The organism is Xanthomonas campestris pv. phormiicola (genome assembly GCA_025666215.1).
Classification (GTDB): domain Bacteria; phylum Pseudomonadota; class Gammaproteobacteria; order Xanthomonadales; family Xanthomonadaceae; genus Xanthomonas_A; species Xanthomonas_A campestris_A.
Genome location: CP102593.1, coordinates 1,843,050 through 1,862,731, shown reverse-complemented (window position 1 = coordinate 1,862,731; position 19,682 = coordinate 1,843,050). Strand labels below are relative to the sequence as shown.

Sequence of the window (19,682 nt, the reverse complement as noted above, 5' to 3'; positions counted from 1 at the left end):
CCGGGAAAGCCTGTCGCGACTGAAGTCGCTCCCACAATGATTCCTAGCCTGCGCCGCTACAGCTGCGACTCCAGCGGCAACCAGCCGATCACCCGCGCGGCGGCGCGCCGCCACACGCCCGCTTCCGGCTCGTGCGTCCAGGTCCGCGGCGGCCGCGCCGCGCCATCCTGCCAACGCAGTTCCCCGTCCTGCAGCGCCAGCCGGTAGCTGACCGGCGCCGACACCTTGGCCCGGTACAGCCGCTGCAGTTCGGCCGCCACGGCGCGATCGCGGAACAGCAGGCCCATCTCGGTGTTGAGATTCATCGAGCGCGGATCGAGATTGAACGAGCCGATGAAGCCTTCGCGTCCATCGACCACGAACGCCTTGGTATGCAGGCTGGCGCCGCTGGAGCCGAACAGGCTGCCGCCCGGGTCGCCTTGCGGCTTGAGCTCGAACAGCGCCACGCCCTGCCGCAGCAACGGCACCCGGTAGCCGGCATAGCCGCCGTGCACCGCGACCACGTCGTTGGCCGCCAGCGAATTGGTCAGCACGCCGACCGCCACGCCACGCTGGCGCAGCTGGCCGATCCAGCGCAGGCCGTCCTCGCCCGGCACGAAGTACGGCGAGATCAGCGCCAGTTCGCGTTGCGCGCGCGCCATCTCGCCGACCAGCCGCGGCGTCATCCAGTCCGCGCCCGGCGGCGCGCCTTCGGCCTTCTCCGGCGGGTCGGACACGATCGAGGCGTCGGCGCTCCAGTGCAGTGGGCGCTCGCCCTCGACCAGGTTGCGCACGCTGGGCGCCTGCCGCAGGCGCTGCACGTAGGGATGCGCGCGCGCCGAGCCCAGGCCGGCATCGATGCTGGCGCGCAGCCTGGGCAGCGCCTCCGGCCCGGCCTGCACCAGCGCGCTCAGCGGCACCGCGCTGCGGCTGTTCCAGTAGGCGTCGAAGATCTGCGCGGCCTGCGCCACCGCCGGCCCGACCACCGCCACATCGGTGTCCATGAAGTTGGTGTCGCGCGCCGCATCGAAGTATTCGTCGCCGACGTTGCGCCCGCCCACCACCGCCATGCGCCCGTCGGCGATCCAGGCCTTGTTGTGCATGCGCCGGTTGACGCTGAAGAACCGCAGCACCAGCTCCACCCCGCGCATCAGCGTGCCTTCGCGCGCGCGGGTCGGGTTGAACAGCCGCACCTCGATCAGCCGGTGGCGGTCCAGCGCGGCCAACACCGAATTGCTGCCGTGCACGTTCATGTCGTCCAGCAGCAGGCGCACGCGCACGCCGCGATCGGCGGCGCGCAACAGCTCGTTGTAGAGCAGGTTGCCGGTGAAATCCGCATGCCAGATGTAGTACTGCAGGTCCAGGCTGCGCCCGGCCGCGCGCGCCGCCGCCGCGCGCACCGCGAACGCCTCGACGTTGTCGGGCAGGATCACCATGCCGCTGTGCCCGGGATGCGCCGCGGCGAGTGGCGCCACCGCACGGTCGATCGGCGTGTCCAGCGCGGTCGCCGGCAACGCATGGCTGGCCGGGCCTTGCGCACGGTCGGCGAAGCGGCCGTAGCCGTACAGCGCCGCCAGCGAGGCCAGCACCAATGCCGCCAGGGCGATGCCGCTCCATTTCAACGCCTTCTTCATTTGCGGGCTTCCCATGACATCGGCGCAGTGTAGGCAATGCGCTGTGCAGGCCCCGCGCGATCGCGCTCACCCCGAGTTGATGTGCTCCTTGCAGTACAACCGCCGATACGCGGTCGGGGTCATGCCCAGGCGTTGGCGGAAGATGCGGCGGAAGTAGCCGCCGTCGCTGAAGCCGGCGCGCTGCGCGACCTCGTCGACGCTGCAGGTGTTCACCAGCAGCAATTTCTCGGCGAAGGCGATGCGTTGCCGATGGATCGCCTCGGTCAGCGTGGTGCCGAACGCGCGGCGGTAGATGCGCCCCAGGTAGTCCGGGTTGCAATGCAGCTGCGCGGCCAACGCGGACGCGGTGAGCGCGGTGTGGAACTGGGTGCCGATCAGCTGCTTGGCGCGGTAGGCCAGCGCCACGCCGGCGCGGTCGGAGTCGTGCGGATCGGGCCAGGCGCCGGCCACGCATTGCAGCATCGACAGCACGATCGGCTCCAGCATCGGCAGCGTGCGCCGCTCCTCCTGCTCGCCGAGGAACCAGCGGAACAGGCCGACGAACCGCTCCGGGTCGCGGATCGCGGTGCGCTGCGGCATCGACAGCAGCGTGGCGCCGGCCGCGTCCGCCGCCGCCGGCTCCAGTTCGAAATGCACCCAGTAGAAGCGCAACTCGTCGGAGAAGCGGCCCAGGCCGGCGTGTTCGCGCCCCGGCCACAGGATCAGGGTCTCGCCGGGGCCGATATGGAAGTCGTTGTCCTGCTCGCGGATCGACAGGGTGCCGCGCTCGACGAAGATCAGCTCGTAGGACTGGATCACCCGCGTCGGATGCGCACCGACCCCGCGGGAAATGAACAGGCCGCCGTTCTGGACCCGGATCGGATAGGCCACTGCGAGTTCGAGCATGTCGGAAGTGTCTCCCTGTCGCGAATGGCTCGCTGCACTGCAGCAAAGATACACGGTATCGCCGCGTGCGCTACCGAGGCCGCGCAGGTCGGAATCGTACCGTTTTTATACCGCACCGGCTCTTGTCCCGATCCGGGCGGCGTGCGACTTTGAGCGGGCGCCGGACCCCGCGCCCGCCAGGAACCGTCCCGTTGAATGCGACCGCCGTTGGCCCCGTTGCCGCAGGCGCCGACCAGGCCGCCGCCACGCAGCGACTCTCGCGCCTTGAGAAGTTCGGCTACGGCCTGGGCGATGCCGGCGGCACCATCGTCACCTGCCTGATCGCCAACTTCCTGACCTTCTTCTACACCGACGTGTTCGGCCTGACCCCGGCCCTGGTCGGTACCCTGTTCACCGTGCTGCGCATCGCCGATGCGGTGTCCGATCCGCTGATGGGCCTGCTCGCCGACCGCACCCGCAGCCGCTGGGGCCGTTTCCGCGGCTGGCAGCTGTGGATCGCCTTGCCGATCGGCATCGCCTGCGTGCTGACCTTCAGCAGCCCGCAGCTGAGCCATACGGCCAAGGTCGCCTATGCCTTCGCCAGCTATTTCCTGCTGTCGCTGTGCTACACCGCGATCAACGTGCCGTACTGCGCACTGATCAACAGCATGACCGGCGACCACCGCGAAGTGGTGTCGGCGCAGTCGTGGCGCTTCGTGCTGTGCGGCGTCGCCGGCTTCCTGGTCTCGGTCGGGCTGCCGTGGCTGGTGCGGGTGCTCGGCGATGGCGATGCCGCGCACGGCTATCAGCTCGGCGTGGGCCTGCTCAGCGCGCTGGCGGTGGCGATGTTCCTGTGCTGCTTCTTCGCCGTGCGCGAGCGCGTGCCGGTCAGCCTGCTGGGCGAGGCCGGCATCGGCCAGCACCTGCGCGGGCTGCTGCGCAACGACCAGATGCGGCTGGTGCTGCTGATGTCGTTCCTGCTGATCAACGTGTTCAACATCCGCGGCGGCGGCTATCTGTATTTCATCAACTACGTGCTCGGCGGCGGCGCCGGCTACACCTCGCTGTTCTTCGCGATGGTGGCGCTGGCCACGGTGCTCGGCGCGCTCGTGGTCAACGCGCTGTGCCGCCGCTTCGATCCGCTGGCCCTGTACCTGCACACCAATCTGGCGCTGGCCGCGCTGGGCGTGCTGCAGTGGTGCATGCCCACCGGGCCGGCGCAGCAGACGCTGTGGCTGGGGCTGATCTTCGTCAACTGCCTGGTGCTGGGCTTCGCGCTGCCGCTGCACTTCTCGATCATGGCCTTCGCCGACGACTACGGCGCGTGGAAGAACCGCATCCGTTCCTCCGGCATCAACTTCGCCTTCAACCTGTTCTGCATCAAGCTGGCCTGGGCCTCGAGCGCGGTGGTGATCAGCTACCTGTTCGTGCGCGTGGGCTACCGCGCCGGCGCCGAGCACCAGACCGACGCCTCGCTGCAGGCGATCACCCTGCTGGAAACGCTGATTCCCGCCGCGCTGCACCTGCTGCTGGCCGCGGTGATCTACCGCTGCCGCCTGCGCCGGCCGCTGCTGGCCGAGATCGGTGCCGATCTGGCCGCGCGCCCGGTGCACTGACCGCCCCCCTCCTCCTCCCCACAGGATCGCCGCCTCCATGCCGCACTCGCTCGCCCCGCCGCCCGAACTCCCGCTCGACCGCCTGCGCATCGCCGACCCGTTCTGGCAGCGCTACCAGCGCCTGGTGCAGGAGGTGGTGCTGCCCTACCAGTGGGACGCGCTCAACGACAACGTCGCCGATGCCGAGCCCAGCCACGCGATCGAGAACTTCCGCATCGCCGCCGGGCGCAGCGACGGCGCGTTCTACGGCATGGTGTTCCAGGACAGCGACGTGGCCAAGTGGCTGGAAGCGGTGGCCTACCTGCTCGCGCAGCATCCCGATCCGGCGCTGGAGCGCGATGCCGACGCCACCATCGAACTGATCGGCGCCGCGCAGCAGCCCGACGGCTACCTCAACACCTATTTCACGGTGAAGGCGCCGGAGCAGCGCTGGAGCAACCTGGCCGAATGCCACGAGCTGTACTGCGCCGGACACATGATCGAGGCCGGCGTCGCCTACCACCAGGCCACCGGCAAGCGCGCGCTGCTGGACATCGTGTGCCGGCTCGCCGACCACATCGACGCCACCTTCGGTCCCGGCCCGCAGCAACTGCACGGCTATCCCGGGCATCCGGAGATCGAACTGGCGCTGATGCGCCTGTACGAAGCCACCGGCGAGCCGCGCTACCTGGCGCTGACCCGCTACTTCGTCGAGCAGCGCGGCACCGCGCCGCACTACTACGACGAAGAATACGAAAAGCGCGGGCGCAGCTTCTTCTGGGGCGGGCACGGGCCGGCGTGGATGATCGAGGACAAGGCGTACAGCCAGGCGCACGTGCCGGTCGCGCTGCAGACCACCGCGGTCGGCCACGCGGTGCGCTTCGTGTACCTGTACGCCGGCGTGGCGCACCTGGCGCGGCACAGCGGCGACGCCGAACTGCGCGCGACCTGCGAACGGCTGTGGGAGAACACCACGCAGCGGCAGCTGTACCTCACCGGCGCGATCGGCGCGCAGAGCTACGGCGAAGCCTTCAGCGTCGACTACGACCTGCCCAACGACACCGCCTACAACGAGAGCTGCGCCTCGATCGGGCTGATGATGTTCGCCAACCGCATGCTGCAGCTGGCGCCGGACAGCCGCTATGCCGATGTGATGGAGCGGGCGCTGTACAACACCGTGCTGGCCGGCATGGCGCTGGACGGGCGCCACTTCTTCTACGTCAATCCGCTGGAAGTGCATCCGCCCACCGTGCACGGCAACCACGGCTTCGACCACGTCAAGCCGGTGCGCCAGCGCTGGTTCGGCTGCGCCTGCTGTCCGCCGAACATCGCCCGCGTGCTGACCTCGCTCGGGCACTACATCTACACCCGCCGCGACGACACGCTCTACGTGAATCTGTACGTCGGCAGCGACGCCGCGTTCGACGTGGACGGGCAGACCTTGACCCTGCGCCAGCGTGGCGAGTACCCGTGGCAGGAACAGGTGGAACTGAGCGTGGACTGCGAGGCTCCGGTCGAGGCCGCGCTGGCGCTACGCCTGCCGGACTGGTGCCGCGCGCCGCAACTGCATCTCAATGGCGAAGCGGTGGCGATCGAGGCGCATCTGCAGCACGGCTACTGCGTGCTGCGACGGCGCTGGCAGCGCGGCGACACCCTGCACCTGCGCCTGCCGATGCCGCCGATGCGGGTCAGCGGCCATCCGCGCGTGCGCCATCTGGCCGGCAAGGTCGCGCTGCAGCGCGGGCCGCTGGTGTACTGCCTGGAGCAGGCCGACAACGGCGCGCAGCTGCATCAGCTGCGCCTGCCCGCCAGCGCGGCGATCCGCACCGAACCCGGCAGCGGCACCCTGGCCGGCCAGGTGCTGCTGCAGGCCGAGGGCGAACGCCTGCACGGTCACGACGACGCGCAGGCCGAGAGCTTGCCGCTATACCGCTACGACGCGCCGCCGCCGTCGCGGCAGGCGCAGACCCTGACCTTCGTCCCCTACTTCGCCTGGGCCAACCGTGGCGAAGGCGAGATGCGGGTGTGGGTGGACGCGAGCGGCGACGACTGAAGCCGCGCGCCGCCGCGCCGCGCGCTCACAGATCGGCGAGGATCTGCTGGCGCCGGCGCTCGTATTCCGCCTGGTCGACCAGGCCCTGCGCGCGCAACGCCTCGAGCGCGCGCAGCCGCATCTCTACCGATGCCGCAGGCGGCAGCGGTGGCGGCGCAGCGGCGCGACGCGACGCTTGCGCACGCCGGTCGGCGCGCATCGCCAGCCACACGGCCACGAACACCAGCACCGGCAGCGCCAGCAGGACCAACATGATCACGAAGTGCCAGATACTGAAATCGAACATCCCATCCTCCTTGATGCGGCACCTAGCGCCTGCTTATTACTTCGCCTTGCCCTGGTTGGCCACCGCCTCGGCCGCCTTCTTCGCCGCTTCCGGATCGCCGAGATAGCGGTAGGACTGCACCTTCAACTCGTCGTCCAGCTCGAACAGCAACGGAATGCCGGTGGGGATGTTGAGTTCCAGGATTTCTTCGCGCGAGACGCCGTTCAAATACTTATACAGCGCGCGCAACGAGTTGCCGTGCGCGGTGACCAGCACGGTCTGTCCGGCCTTCAGCTGCGGCGCGATCGCGTCGTGCCAGTACGGCAGCACGCGCTCGAGCGTGGTCGCCAGCGACTCGGTGGCCGGCAACGCGTTGCGGTCGAGCGTGGCGTAGCGGCGGTCGTGCAGCGGATGGCCCGGATCGTCGGCCTCCATCGGCGGCGGCGGGATGTCGTAGGAACGGCGCCAGATCTTGACCTGCTCCTCGCCGTGCCTGGCCGCGGTCTCGGCCTTGTCCAGGCCCTGCAGGCCGCCGTAGTGGCGTTCGTTGAGGCGCCAGCTCTTGTGCACCGGCAGCCAGTCCTGGTCCAGTTCCTTCAGCGCGCCCTGCAGGGTGTGGATGGCGCGCTTGAGCACCGAGGTGTGCGCCACGTCGAACTGCAGCCCCTCCTCGCGCAGCAGGCGACCGGCGGCGGCGGCTTCCTGGCGGCCTTGCTCGGTGAGATCCACGTCCACCCAGCCGGTGAAGCGGTTATCCAGGTTCCACTGGCTCTGGCCATGGCGCAACAGTACGAGTTTGCGGGTCACTGCGACGGTCTCCGTTGGGGGATGCGTGGGTCGTGCGGCCCTGGATTGTAGCGGGATGTGACGGCTGGGAATGGGGAAATGGGAATGGGGAATGGGAAACGGCTTGGCGTTCCAGCGCGCCTTGCCGTCTGGCGATCTGTCGCGGCTGGAGCAGCTCCTACAAGGGCGCGCCGGACCGCGCTACGCCGGAACGCAAGCGGATCGGCGCTGACGACCGTCCCCCTCTCGTCGAGACCGCGACCTCTCGTCGCCAGACATCGATCAGGAGCATGCCTCGACGATTCCCCATTCCCGTTTCCCCATTCCCAGCTCCTCCACGCCACGGCCACGAATGCGGCGCGATCATTCGCAAATGGATACTTCTTCGCACAAGGTCTTCGGCGACTGGGACGGCAGCATCGTGCAGGCGCGGGCGTTGCAGGCCACGCTGGCCAAGCAGGTGCGGCTGCACGACGAAGTGCCGGACCCGCCGCGCTGGCTAGCCGGGTTCGACGTCGGCTTCGAGGACGAAGGCCGCATCACCCGCGCCGCCGCGGTGCTGCTCGACGCCGACACGCTGCAACCGCAGCAGGCCGAAATCGCCCGTGTGCCGACCTCGATGCCCTACGTGCCGGGACTGCTGAGCTTTCGCGAACTGCCGGCGCTGCTGGCCGCGCTGGCCCTGCTGCGGCAGCGTCCGGACCTGGTGTTCGTCGACGGCCAGGGCATCGCCCATCCACGCCGGCTCGGCATCGCCGCGCACTTCGGCGTGGTCACCGGCCTGCCCAGCATCGGCGTGGCGAAAAGCCTGCTGGCCGGACGCTTCGAGGAACCCGGGCCGCAGGCCGGCGACCGCAGCCCCATCGTGCACCGCGGCGAGACCATCGGCTGGGCGCTGCGCAGCAAGCCGCGCTGCAATCCGTTGATCGTCTCGCCCGGCCACCGCGTCGCGGTGGACAGCGCGCTGCACTGGACCCAGCGCTGCCTGCGCGGCTACCGGCTGCCCGAACCGACCCGCCTGGCCGACCGGCTGGCCTCGCGCCGCGGCGAGGTGGCGGTGCCGAGCGGCGCTGGCGATCGCTTGTTCTGATGTCGGCCGCGTCCTGCATGGAAGCGTCCATCGCAGCGTACAGGCTGCGGTGGACGCGGCAACGCGGGTGCCGATCCGCCATGCGGCGCACCGGCGGCGGCGAAGTGGCGCATGGCCAGCCGCATGCTTCGGCGATGGCTTACAGATTGCCGATCTGGATACCGTTGGGGTAGATCCGGATGAACATGCCCTTCGGACGTGGACGCGGAAAGAACATAAAGTTGGCGCCGGGCAGGCCGGTTCCCTCGGCGCAGTTGGCCGACGCCATGGCGATCACCTGATAGCGCGTATACGTGCGCAGCGTCGGACCCGGGATCCGCTTGGCGTTGTTGAAGGCATAACATCCACTGCCTTGCCCGCCCGACACCAGCAGCGCTCTGGCATTCCAGTCGTTGATGACAAGGGTGGGCACGTTCATCAGCGGAACACCTTGTGCGTATGCCGACGTGGCAGCGAGCGATGCCAGCGACATCAGGATCGGCAGCAGGAATTTGACGGTATTGCCAGGTTTTTTGCACCAACGGTTCATCGGAATGCTCTCCGCTTCAAAAGGGGGGAATGGATGCAGCGAACGCGCCGCGACGCTGCGGCACGGCCGGCGCCAGCCGTGCCGCAGCGCTCAAGTATTCCCATTCGCGGCCAACGATTTCATCCAAAGTGACAAAATTGCAGACAAAAAGAGCGCGCGTTTTTGCACTATGCGATTCTGCTCGCCAGGCATTCCCGCAATGCATACGGTTTGCGCGTCGCAGCCACCGCGGCACCGCGCAGGCGCGCGCCGCCGGCGTGCGCGGCATCGCCTCCCCTGCAATGCAGGCCCACCAGGACGCCATCGCCCGGGACAGTCCGTCTTGCCGCGATGCCGTCGCCTCGACGGCCGCGCATGCGATGCTTGCGCATTCGTTCTCCATGTCCACGAGGCTGCGCATGCCCACCCTGATCGCTCCCCGCGTCCACGACATCGGCGGCTTCGAAGTGCGCCGCGCGGTGCCCAGCCTGCAGGCGCGCAGCGTCGGCCCGTTCGTGTTCATCGACCACATGGGCCCGGCGCTCTTCGAACCCGGCCGCGGCGTGGACGTGCGCCCGCATCCGCACATCGGCCTGGCCACGGTGACCTTCCTGTGGTCCGGCGAGATCGGCCACCGCGACACGCTCGGCTCGGACCAGGTGATCCGCGCCGGCGACGTCAACTGGATGACCGCCGGCCGCGGCATCGCCCATTCCGAACGCACGCCTTCCTCGCTGCGCGCGCAGCCGCATCCGCTGCACGGCATGCAGACCTGGGTGGCGCTGCCGAAATCGGCCGAGGAAACCGCGCCGGCGTTCTACCACCACGCCGCCGCCAGCCTGCCGCAGCAGCGCCGCGACGGGGTGTGGCTGCGGGTGATCGCCGGCCGCGCCTACGGCGAGGAATCGCCGGTCAAGGTGTTCGCCGACACGCTGAACGTGGCGCTGGACCTGGACGCGGATGCGGAGATCGACCTGGACACCGGCCACGTGCAGCGCTCGCTGTACGTGCTGGAAGGCGAGGCGCAGCTGGACGGCGTGGACATCCCCGCGCGCTACCTGGTGTTGCCCGAACCCGGCGCGCGCGGCCGCCTGCGCGCCAAGACCCCGCTGAAGGCGATGCTGATGGGCGGCGAGCCGCTGGACGGGCCGCGCCACCTGTGGTGGAACTTCGTGTCCAGCTCCACCGAGCGCATCGAGCAGGCCAAGCAGGACTGGCGCGACGGCCGCTTCGGGCTGATTCCCGGCGACGACCAGGAATTCATCCCGCTGCCCGAGCCGGGCAAGTAAGGCCGGCCGGCGACGCGGCCGTCCGTGGCCTGGCGGCGAGGCGCCGCCGGCCCGGCCGCGCTTCGATCCGCATTCCAATTGTCAAGCGCCGCCCGCTGGGCTATGGTTCGGACGGCGGCGGGAGTTGCAGCCGCACACCGGGACACGCATTGCGTAGGGGTATGCACTGCACGCGAATCCCGCAATGGACCGAGGGTGACGTGCCGTGCCGGCCTGCGTCGGCGTGCGCTGAAGATCGATGCCGTCGCAGTGCGGCGGTACATGGGGACATCGCGAATGAGGGTTGCACACTGGCTCACCGGCCTGTCGGTCCTGCCTGCCGTGCTGGCGGCGGCCACCGCCATGGCGCAGCAGGCGCAGAACTGCCCGCAACTGCCGCCGCAGGCCAACCTGCAATGGAACGAGCGCAGCGACAAGGGCTTCATCGTGTGCCGGGCAACGACCGCCGACGGCCGCCAGGTGCTGGGCATGATGCTGACCTCGCGCGATCCGAACATCCCGCTGGCGCGCAACCTGCGCGAAGAGAAAGGCAGCATCGCCGGCGAAAGCGTGCACTGGTACCGGCCGGATCTGGGCGGGGTCGATGCGCCGGGCCTGGCCTCGCGCCGGGTCACCGTGGTCGAGCTGAGCAAGGACCACTACGCGCAGGTCTGGATCGACGCCGGCGACGTGCAGGAACTGCAATCGCTGCAGTCGCTGGTGCAGGGCCTGGACATGCGTCCGACCAGCGTGGCGCTGGATCGCTGTGGCTGGCGGGCTTTCAGCGCACGGACCTTGTGGGAGCGACTTCAGGGCACCTCTAATAACCCCAAAAACTCGACCAAAGCACTCGCAAGTCATTGATGCGCATAGCGCGGAATTTTTGGAATCGAGGTTATTAGAGGTGCCCTTCAGTCGCAACGGGCTTTACCGGGAAGGCCCGTCGCGACTGAAGTCGCTCCCACATTGTGCTGCCCGCCACAGCTCAGAAAAACGCTAGAACCGCCCCTCCTGGAAATCCACGAAGGCCTGCATCAGCTCTTCGCGCGTGTTCATCACGAACGGCCCGTGCCGCGCCACCGGCTCGCGCAGCGGCCGGCCGGCGACCAGGATCAGCCGCGCGCCCGCCGCTCCCGCCCGCAGCTGCAGCAGGTCGCCGCCGCCGAGCACGGCCAGGGTCTGCGCCGGCAGCTCGCGCGCGGTCTCGCCCTCGCCCAGCGTCGCGGCGCCCTCGTAGGCGTAGGCGAATGCAGTGTGCCCGGCCGGCAACAGGTAGTCCCAGCGCGCGCCGGCAGCGAGCGCGATGTCCAGATACAGCGGATCGGTGGCCGGCTGCGCGATCGGCCCGTGCACGTCGCCGAGCTGGCCGGCGATCACCTTGACCGTCACTCCCGGCGCCGGCTGCGCCAGCGGGATGCGCTCGGGCGCGAACTCCTGGTAGCGCGGCGCGGTCATCTTGTCGCGCGCCGGCAGGTTCACCCACAGCTGGAAGCCGCGCATGCGCCCGGACTCCTGCTCCGGCATCTCCGAATGCACCAGGCCGCGGCCGGCGGTCATCCACTGCACGCTGCCCGGGGTCAGCAGGCCTTCGTTGCCGTGGTTGTCCTTGTGCCGCATGCGCCCGTCGAGCATGTAGGTGACGGTCTCGAAGCCGCGGTGCGGATGGCTGGGAAAACCGCCGATGTAGTCCTCGGCGCGGTCGGTGCCGAATTCGTCGAGCAGCAGGAACGGGTCCAGCTCGGGCAGTTCGCCGCCGCCGATGACGCGGGTCAGCCTGACCCCGTCGCCGTCGGCGGTGGCGCGGCCACGGATCGTGCGCGCGATGTGCGCGGGGACGGCGGTCGTGGTGTCGGTCATGGCGGGCGCTCTCCTGGTGAAGCCCCCAACATGGGTGTGCCCGCGGCGACGGCCAATCGCGATCGGCGCAACCCATCGTTCCATCGCAGGGGCGCCGGCCAGCCTCGCGCCTGGTGCACCGACTGCGCCGGGAGTGTCGGCGTGGCGCGTTCTGGCGCGTTCCGGCGCGATGCGGGTGCCGATGTCGGTGCGCGTGCCGGCCATAACCGCTCTTGTGGGAGGGACTTCAGTCCCGACTGCAGCCAAGCACGCCGATCCCGCAGCCGCACTCTTGCACCCGATGCTCCGCGCGATGCCTAGCGATCAGGCAAAGTCCGTCTCGACCCACCGCCTTCCCCATCGCCACGGCCTGGCATGCGTCCCCGCGCCCCGCGCGATCGTCGAATACGGCGCCGACTACGACCAAAGTACTAGGGCCATCGCCTGTCCCGGCATTGACCCCCCCAGGCCATCGGGGCGACCCTTGCGGGAATCTTGTGGGGGAGCGATCTGCATGAAAGGGTTTTCCAAACTGGCCTGGGCCGCGCTCGCGGTGCTGGCGGCGTTCTGCCTGGGCACCATCGCCCTGCGCCGCGGCGAACACATCAACGCGCTGTGGATCGTGGTCGCCGCGGTCTCGATCTACCTGATCGCCTATCGCTTCTACAGCCTGTTCATCGCCACCAAGGTGATGCAGCTGGACCCGACCCGGGCCACCCCGGCGGTGCTCAACAACGACGGCCTGGACTACGTGCCGACCAACAAGCACGTGCTGTTCGGCCACCACTTCGCCGCCATCGCCGGCGCCGGGCCGCTGGTCGGCCCGGTGCTCGCCGCGCAGATGGGCTACCTGCCCGGGCTGCTGTGGCTGGTGGTCGGCGTGGTGTTCGCCGGCGCGGTGCAGGACTTCGTGGTGCTGTTCCTGTCCAGCCGCCGCAACGGCCGCTCGCTCGGCGACCTGGTGCGCGAGGAGATGGGCCAGGTGCCCGGCACCATCGCCCTGTTCGGCGCGTTCCTGATCATGATCATCATCCTGGCGGTGCTGGCGATGGTGGTGGTCAAGGCGCTGGCGGAGAGTCCGTGGGGCATGTTCACGGTGATCGCGACGATGCCGATCGCGATCATGATGGGCGTGTACATGCGCTACATCCGCCCCGGCAAGATCGGCGAGATCTCGGTGGTGGGGCTGATCCTGCTGCTGGCCGCGATCTGGTTCGGCGGCAAGGTCGCCGCCGATCCGACCTGGGGCCCGGCCTTCACCTTCACCGACGTGCAGATCACCTGGATGCTGATCGGCTACGGCTTCGTCGCCTCGGTGCTGCCGGTGTGGCTGCTGCTGGCGCCGCGCGACTACCTGTCCACCTTCCTCAAGATCGGCACCATCATCGCCCTGGCCATCGGCATCCTGGTGGTCATGCCCGACCTGAAGATGCCGGCGCTGACCCAGTACGCGCACAACGGCATGGGCCCGGTGTGGACCGGCGGCATCTTCCCGTTCCTGTTCATCACCATCGCCTGCGGCGCGGTGTCCGGCTTCCATGCGCTGATCGCCTCCGGCACCACCCCCAAGCTGCTCGCCAGCGAAGGCCACATGCGCTACATCGGCTACGGCGGCATGCTGATGGAATCGTTCGTCGCGGTGATGGCGCTGGTCGCCGCCTCGATCATCGAGCCGGGCGTGTATTTCGCGATGAACGCGCCGGCCTCGATGGTGGGCAGCGATATCGTCGCGGTCGCGGCCAAGGTCAGCGAATGGGGCTTCGCCATCACCCCCGACGTGCTCGAAGCCACCGCCCGCGACATCGGCGAGACCACCATCCTGGCCCGCGCCGGCGGCGCGCCGACCCTGGCGGTGGGCATCGCGCAGATCCTGCACCAGCTGTTGCCGGGCGAGGACATGATGGCGTTCTGGTACCACTTCGCGATCCTGTTCGAGGCGCTGTTCATCCTCACCGCGGTCGATGCCGGCACCCGCGCCGGGCGCTTCATGCTGCAGGACCTGCTCGGCAACTTCGTGCCGGCGCTGAAGCGGACCGAATCGTGGGGCGCCAACATCGTCGCCACCGGCGGCTGCGTGGCGCTGTGGGGTTACCTGCTCTATACCGGGGTCAAGGATCCGTACGGCGGCATCCGCACGCTGTGGCCGCTGTTCGGCATCTCCAACCAGATGCTCGCCGGCATCGCGCTGATGCTGGGCACGGTGGTGCTGTTCAAGATGAAGCGCGACCGCTACGCCTGGGTCACCCTCGTGCCGGCGCTGTGGCTGCTGATCTGCACCACCTACGCCGGGCTGATCAAGATCTTCGACCCCAACCCGGCGCAGGGCTTCCTGGCGCAGGCGCACAAGTTCCAGGACGCGATCGCCAGCGGCACCGTCACCGCGCCGGCCAAGACGGTGGCGCAGATGCAGCAGATCGTCACCAACGCCTACGTCAACACCGGGCTGACCGCGCTGTTCCTGTTCGTGGTGTTCTCGATCCTGATCTACGCGGTCAGGACCATCCTCGCCGCGCGCCGCGACCCGCAGCGCAGCGACAAGGAAACCGCGTACGTGGCGCTGCAGCCGCACCAGATGGCGGACCTGTGATGCGCAACGACCTGGTTCCGGTCGGGCAGTACCAGGCGCACCGCCGGCTGTGGCGGCGCCTGGTGCAGACCGCGCGGCTGTGCTGCGGCATTCCCGACTACGACAACTACGTGCGGCACGTGCTGGAGAAACATCCCGACCGGCAACCGATGGACTACAAGACCTTCTTCCGCGAGCGCCAGGAAGCGCGCTATGGCGGCAAGAGCGGGTTTCGGTGCTGTTGAGTGAGATGCCGGGATTTGTGATTCGAGATTCGGGATTGGTGACAGCGGGAGTCCGGTGTCTGCGGGCATCGCGGCTTCGGACGCACGCGATGCCGCTTCGGTGCGTGAACATGCGCTACCACTTACGTTGAACACGCACCGCTACGCAGGCAGGAGTCGACTTCAGTCGCGACAGGCAGCACGGAGCAGCGGCGCACTACGAATGAGGAGAAGCGGTCCGCGGCCACTCTCGCCATCCACCACGCTCCACGGCGAAACGCCGGCGAGCGGCGCAGCCAGGGCATGTCGTCACCACCCGGCAGCACGTTCGTCGCGACTGAAGGGCACCTCTAATAACCTCGATTCCAAAAATTTCGCACTATGCGCATCAATGACTTGCGAGCGTTTTAGTCGAGTTTTTTGGGGTTATTAGAGGTGCCCTGAAGTCGCTCCCACAAGGACCTGCGGCCAGCTGGCTGGGTGCACTGTGGGAGGGACTGCAGTCCCGACTGCTTCCTGCTCGAAGCTACGCCGCCGCCGCGCGCACCAGTTCGGCGTAGACCTGCGGCAACTGCCGCATGTGCTCCATCACCGCCGCCACGCCGAGGTGACGCAGCGTTTCGGCATGCCCCGGCGGGATATGCGCCGCGCCGGTGAACCCGATCACGGTCATGCCCGCGGCCAGCGCCGCGCTGGCGCCGGTGGCGCTGTCCTCGATCACCAGGCAGCGCGGCGGCGCCACGCCCAGGGTGCGCGCGGCCAGCAGGTAGACGTCCGGCGCCGGCTTCGGCCGCGCCACCATGTCGGCGCTGAAGAGGTTGCCGTTCACCCGCTCGCTCAGCCCGGCACGCGCCACCGACGCCACCACGCTGTGACGCTGGCTGTTGGAGGCGACCGCCAGCGGCAGCGGCAGCGCCAGCAAGGCCTCGCGCACGCCGTCGATCGGCTGCACTTCGGCGGCGATCAACGCTTCCGAACGCTGCCGGATTTCCTCGAACAGGCCCGCCGGCAGGGTCACCGCGAAATGCCGTTGCACCCGCTCCACGATCTCGTGCGCGGTCTGGCCGAAGCTGCCGGCAAGGTAGGCCTCCAGCTCGGCTCGCGGCACATAGGCGCCCAGCGCATCGAACATGACCCGGTCGGCCAGCACTTCGCTGTCGACGAGCACCCCGTCGCAGTCGCTGATCAACAGGTCGAAGGGTGTGGCCGTCATCGCAGGCTCCTCGGCGAAACCCGCATTATGCCCAGCTGCGCATGTACGCCGCCTGCGCGCGCACGCGCACGCGCCAGCCGTGGCGGGCATGGGCTCGTGCCAGGCAACAGCGCACGTGTGGCGCCTTGCGCAAGCAGGCCGCCGAGGCGCCCCCCGGCGCAAACATTAGGTTCGAGTTAAGCGGCGCCCTCCGGTGCCCAACCGCGCACCCGTTCTGCCTGCGCGGTCACAAAACCTTACCGAAACATCGCCAGGCAGCTGCTAGCATCGGCCAAGGTGGCAAGGATCGTCGCCACCGGCAACAGGAACGCGAACAGGAAAAGGAGCCCTCCATGCGCAAGCAGTTCCCCGTCCTGATCGCGCTTGCGACCTCGATGTCCATCTCGGTCTCATGCGCCGCCCCGCCCGGCGCCAAGGAGCACTCTGCCATGTCAGCCACGCTGCAGGATCACTCGGTCGCGTTCCGCGATCCCCACCTCGCCGACATCGCCGCCGCCGTCGCGCGCGGCGACGCGGCGCGCATCGCCGCACTGGCGCCCGGCGTGGATCTGTCCGCGCACGGCGACCAGAACGTCACCCTGCTCGAATACGCGATCTGGAACGAACAGCCGCGCGCGCTCAGTGCCTTGCTGGACGCTGGCGCGAATCCGGCCGAACCGGGCATGGACCAGGAAACCGTGGTGCACATGGCCGCGATGGCCAAGGACCCGCACTACCTGAAGATCCTGCTGCAGCATGGCGCGCCGGTGGATCCGGTCAGCGCGCGCGGCAACTGGACGCCGCTGTTCCGCGCGTTGCAGAGCAAGCGCGACGCGCAGATCCAGCTGCTGCTGCAGGCCGGCGCCGATCCGCACCGGGTCGATGCCAGCGGCAATTCGCTGCTGCACCTGGCCGCGCAGAGCAGCGCCGGCAACCCGTGGGTGCTGAAACTGCTGCAGGCCGGGGTCGATCCGGGCCTGCGCAATGCGCAACAGAAGACCTTCCAGGCGTATTTCTTCACCACGCCTGAGCGCCTGCTCAACAGCGCCGCGCAGCAGACCCGCGCCGCGGTACGCGACTGGTTGAGCGCCCACGACATCCCCCTGGAAGCGACCCGCTGAGGCGGCTGTTCGCAACACTCGCAAGGAACCGCGCATGAGCCAGAACGACCTTTCCGATAGCGCCGCGTCCGCCCCGTTCGCCGAGGCCGTGCGCGGCCAGCAGCCGCAGCCGGTGGACACGCAACTTCCTGCCCTGCTGCAGGATCTGTACACCACCGCCGCCCAGCGCCGCGCCGGCGGCGCGGAAAGCTTCGCTGCGCTGCCCGACGGCTGGACCCGCCTGGACGACGGCGCGGTGCAGCGCGCCGGCATCGATCCGGGCATGCTGCACGATGCCAAGAGCGGCTTCGATGCCGCGTTCTACCGCAACGACCAGGGCAACGTGGTGCTGGCGTTCTGCGGCACCGACGAAGGCAAGGACTGGAAGCACAACATCGGCCAGGGCCTGGGCTTCGCCGACGCGCAGTACGCCTCGGCGATCCAGCTCGGCAGCCAGGCCAGGCAGGCGTTCGGCCAGGACCTGATGATCTCCGGGCATTCGCTCGGCGGCGGTTTGGCCGCGGCCTCGGCGATGGTCAACGACGTGCCGGCGGTCACCTACAACGCCGCCGGGGTCAACGACCGCACCCTGGAGCGCGAAGGCCTGGACGCGTCCGCGGCCAAGGACTACGCCGCCGATGGATTGATCCGCGGCTACCACGTCAAGAACGAACTGCTGACCCACCTGCAGGAAGACAGCATCCCGCTGAAATGGGCGATGCCCGACGCCGCCGGCCACCAGATCCAGTTGCCGGACCCGGATCCGCTGTCGTTCGGCCAGCGCCTGGTGCCGGGGATGATGCTCAAGCATCGGCTGGACCTGCACGGCATCGACTCGGTGATCAAGGCGCAGGAACTGGACGCGCAGAGCCACGCGCAGCCCCAGGAACGCAGCATGTCCACCGGCAGCCGCCTGTTCAACGATGCGGTGGTGCAGTTGGACGGGCAGCGCGAGCGTCTGGGTTTGCGCGACGATGCGGCGTTCCTCAACACCGCCGCCAGCGTCGCCGCGCAGGCCGGCCACGATGGCCTGAAACGGATCGACCAACTGGTCCCCAGCCGCGACGGCGACCGCCTGTTCGCGGTGCAGGGCCGCGCCGACGACCCGGCGCACCTGCGCAGCCAGGTGCAGACCGCGGCGGCGGCCAACGAACCGGCGCAGGCCAACGTCGGCCAGTTGCAGCAGCAGAACCTGCAGGCGACCCTGCCGCAGCAGGAAGAGCAGCAGCGGCGCGTGGCGCTGCAGCCGTAGGCGCCTCGGTCATGGCGCAGGCCGGCCAGCCTGCGCCCTTCGCGTCCATGCCGATTCCACTTCCCCAGACCAGGGTGCTCGCTGTGGGAGCGACTTCAGTCGCTCCCACATTCTTCTTCAGGCACATCGCTGAGCCTGTGTTCAGCCCGCGCCCGCCATCGCGCGCAAGGTGATCCCGACCAGATACGCCAGGTAGGTGCCGGTGGCGTAGCCCATCGTGCCCAGCAGCACGCCGACCGGCGCCAGCGCCGGATGGAACGCGGCCGCCACCACCGGCGCCGAGGCCGGGCCGCCGACGTTGCTCTGCGAGCCGATCGCGAAATAGAAGAACGGCACCCGCAGCAGCTTGCCCAGCGCCAGCAGCAGCACGACGTGCACGCACAGCCAGATCAGCCCGAGCAGGAAGATCCACGGGCGGTCGAACAGCGCCAGCAGGTCCATCTGCATGCCGATGCAGGCGATCAGGAAATACAGCAGCAGCGAGCCGATGCGCGAGGCGCCGGCGCCTTCCAGGGTGCGTGCGCGGGTGAAACTCAGCAGCAGGCCGAGGGTGGTGGACAGCACCACCACCCACACGAACGGCGAGCCGAGGCTGAACTGCCTGGCCCAGCCGACGTGGGCGTCGAACCACGCCGCGGTCGGCGCCGCGATCGCATGCGCCAGGCCGACCGCGCCGAAGGCGAGGCCGACGATCAGCATCAGGTCGGTCAGGCTGGCGACGCGCTCGTGCTGGGCCTGGAACTGCGCGATGCGCTGCTTGAGATCGTCGATGCCGCTGGTGTCGGCGCCGCTGCGTGCGTCGATCGCCGCCGCGCGCGGGGCAAGGAAGATCAGCAGCGCCATCCACACGTAGCCGACGCCGACATCGACCACCGCGAACTGGCCGAAGGTGGTGGCATCGACGTCGAACACCTCGCGCATCGCCAGCATGTTGGCGCCGCCGCCGATCCAGCTGCCGGCCAGCGCGGCCATGCCGGCCCAGGTATCGCCGGCCACCGTGGCCGGGTGCAGCCACTTCATCAGCTGGAACGCGACCACCGCGCCGAGCATGATGCTGAAGGAGGCACCCAGGTACATCGCCACCAGCTTCGGGCCCAGGCGCAGGATGCCCTTCAGGTCGATGGTGAGGGTCAGCAGCACCAGCGCCGCCGGCAGCAGCACGTCGCGCGCGACCGGGTCGTAGAGGCGGTTGTGCTGCCCGTCGATCAGGCCGACGGTGTTGTAGATGCCGGGAATCAGGTAGCACAGCAGCAGCGCCGGCACCACGCCATAGAAGCGCTTCCAGAACCCGCGCGGCCGCGCCGCGGTCCAGAACACCGCGCCGAGCGTGGCGGCGATCAGGCCGAAGATGACGATGTCGTTGTGGATCATTGGGGAGTCGGGACTCGGGACGGGGGACTCGGGACTCGTAAAAGCAAAGCCGGATGGTGCGGACTCGAGCACCGCGCCGTCGATCGACACAACGGACGG

The 19,682-nt window shown here is 69.0% G+C and carries 17 protein-coding genes and 1 pseudogene; 9 read left to right on the top strand and 9 right to left on the bottom strand.

The genetic code is table 11. The features are described from left to right. Window positions 1-56 precede the first annotated feature (56 nt). A complete protein-coding gene (locus NRY95_07645; GenBank protein UYC17815.1) occupies window positions 57-1,613 on the bottom strand; it encodes a phospholipase D family protein in 1,557 nt (518 codons plus the stop codon). A 66-nt stretch (window positions 1,614-1,679) separates the two neighbouring features. Further along, window positions 1,680-2,498 (bottom strand): AraC family transcriptional regulator, encoded by an 819-nt coding sequence (locus NRY95_07640; protein UYC17814.1) that lies wholly within the window; start codon window positions 2,496-2,498, stop codon window positions 1,680-1,682. A 191-nt stretch (window positions 2,499-2,689) separates the two neighbouring features. Here NRY95_07640 and NRY95_07635 point away from each other — a divergent pair, with 191 nt between their 5' ends. Both NRY95_07635 and NRY95_07630 read left to right on the top strand, forming a co-directional pair. Continuing rightward, window positions 2,690-4,093 (top strand): MFS transporter, encoded by a 1,404-nt coding sequence (locus NRY95_07635; protein UYC17813.1) that lies wholly within the window; start codon window positions 2,690-2,692, stop codon window positions 4,091-4,093. Between the two features lie 37 nt (window positions 4,094-4,130). Then, window positions 4,131-6,125, top strand: a complete 1,995-nt coding sequence (locus tag NRY95_07630; protein ID UYC17812.1) for a glycoside hydrolase family 127 protein — start codon at window positions 4,131-4,133, stop codon at window positions 6,123-6,125. A 25-nt stretch (window positions 6,126-6,150) separates the two neighbouring features. Here NRY95_07630 and NRY95_07625 read toward each other — a convergent pair whose 3' ends face one another. Both NRY95_07625 and gpmA read right to left on the bottom strand, forming a co-directional pair. Continuing rightward, entirely contained in the window at window positions 6,151-6,411 is a 261-nt protein-coding gene (locus NRY95_07625; protein ID UYC17811.1) for an SHOCT domain-containing protein, read from the bottom strand. A gap of 36 nt (window positions 6,412-6,447) precedes the next feature. Beyond that, window positions 6,448-7,197: a 2,3-diphosphoglycerate-dependent phosphoglycerate mutase gene (gene gpmA / locus NRY95_07620; GenBank protein ID UYC17810.1), complete on the bottom strand. Its 750-nt coding sequence runs from the start codon at window positions 7,195-7,197 to the stop codon at window positions 6,448-6,450. Between the two features lie 352 nt (window positions 7,198-7,549). Here gpmA and nfi point away from each other — a divergent pair, with 352 nt between their 5' ends. After that, window positions 7,550-8,266 (top strand): deoxyribonuclease V, encoded by a 717-nt coding sequence (nfi, locus tag NRY95_07615; protein ID UYC17809.1) that lies wholly within the window; start codon window positions 7,550-7,552, stop codon window positions 8,264-8,266. Window positions 8,267-8,405: 139 nt separating this feature from the next. On the opposite strand, the gene NRY95_07610 is transcribed toward nfi, so the two are convergent. Together NRY95_07610 and NRY95_07605 are read right to left on the bottom strand one after the other, a co-directional pair. Further along, window positions 8,406-8,795, bottom strand: coding sequence for a hypothetical protein (locus NRY95_07610; GenBank protein ID UYC17808.1), 390 nt, complete (start codon window positions 8,793-8,795; stop codon window positions 8,406-8,408). A gap of 16 nt (window positions 8,796-8,811) precedes the next feature. After that, window positions 8,812-9,195 (bottom strand): hypothetical protein, encoded by a 384-nt coding sequence (locus NRY95_07605; protein UYC17807.1) that lies wholly within the window; start codon window positions 9,193-9,195, stop codon window positions 8,812-8,814. Here NRY95_07605 and NRY95_07600 point away from each other — a divergent pair. Both NRY95_07600 and NRY95_07595 read left to right on the top strand, forming a co-directional pair. Further along, the gene (locus NRY95_07600) at window positions 9,194-10,063 is read left to right on the top strand and encodes a pirin family protein (protein ID UYC17806.1); all 870 of its coding nucleotides are present in this window, start codon (window positions 9,194-9,196) and stop codon (window positions 10,061-10,063) included. The genes NRY95_07605 and NRY95_07600 overlap by 2 nt on opposite strands. Window positions 10,064-10,339: 276 nt before the next feature. Then, window positions 10,340-10,807 (top strand): annotated as a pseudogene (locus NRY95_07595) (hypothetical protein). A gap of 231 nt (window positions 10,808-11,038) precedes the next feature. Here NRY95_07595 and NRY95_07590 read toward each other — a convergent pair. Then, window positions 11,039-11,899 carry a pirin family protein gene (locus tag NRY95_07590; protein ID UYC17805.1) on the bottom strand — a complete coding sequence of 287 codons (861 nt, stop codon included), beginning with the start codon at window positions 11,897-11,899 and terminating at the stop codon, window positions 11,039-11,041. Window positions 11,900-12,392: 493 nt separating this feature from the next. Here NRY95_07590 and NRY95_07585 point away from each other — a divergent pair, with 493 nt between their 5' ends. Further along, a complete protein-coding gene (locus NRY95_07585) occupies window positions 12,393-14,465 on the top strand; it encodes a carbon starvation protein A (protein ID UYC17804.1) in 2,073 nt (690 codons plus the stop codon). Next, window positions 14,465-14,689: a YbdD/YjiX family protein gene (locus tag NRY95_07580; GenBank protein ID UYC17803.1), complete on the top strand. Its 225-nt coding sequence runs from the start codon at window positions 14,465-14,467 to the stop codon at window positions 14,687-14,689. The genes NRY95_07585 and NRY95_07580 overlap by 1 nt, the downstream gene beginning before the upstream one ends. A gap of 505 nt (window positions 14,690-15,194) precedes the next feature. Here NRY95_07580 and NRY95_07575 read toward each other — a convergent pair. Further along, entirely contained in the window at window positions 15,195-15,881 is a 687-nt protein-coding gene (locus tag NRY95_07575; protein UYC17802.1) for an HAD-IA family hydrolase, read from the bottom strand. A gap of 332 nt (window positions 15,882-16,213) precedes the next feature. On the opposite strand from NRY95_07575, the gene NRY95_07570 reads away from it, so the two are divergent. Together NRY95_07570 and NRY95_07565 are read left to right on the top strand one after the other, a co-directional pair. Beyond that, complete coding sequence (locus NRY95_07570; GenBank protein ID UYC17801.1) at window positions 16,214-16,981, top strand: ankyrin repeat domain-containing protein; 768 nt, start codon at window positions 16,214-16,216, stop codon at window positions 16,979-16,981. Between the two features lie 34 nt (window positions 16,982-17,015). Then, window positions 17,016-18,212, top strand: coding sequence for a DUF2974 domain-containing protein (locus tag NRY95_07565; GenBank protein ID UYC17800.1), 1,197 nt, complete (start codon window positions 17,016-17,018; stop codon window positions 18,210-18,212). Between the two features lie 141 nt (window positions 18,213-18,353). On the opposite strand, the gene NRY95_07560 is transcribed toward NRY95_07565, so the two are convergent. After that, window positions 18,354-19,583 carry a DUF819 family protein gene (locus NRY95_07560; GenBank protein ID UYC17799.1) on the bottom strand — a complete coding sequence of 410 codons (1,230 nt, stop codon included), beginning with the start codon at window positions 19,581-19,583 and terminating at the stop codon, window positions 18,354-18,356. Between the last annotated feature and the right edge of the window lie 99 nt (window positions 19,584-19,682).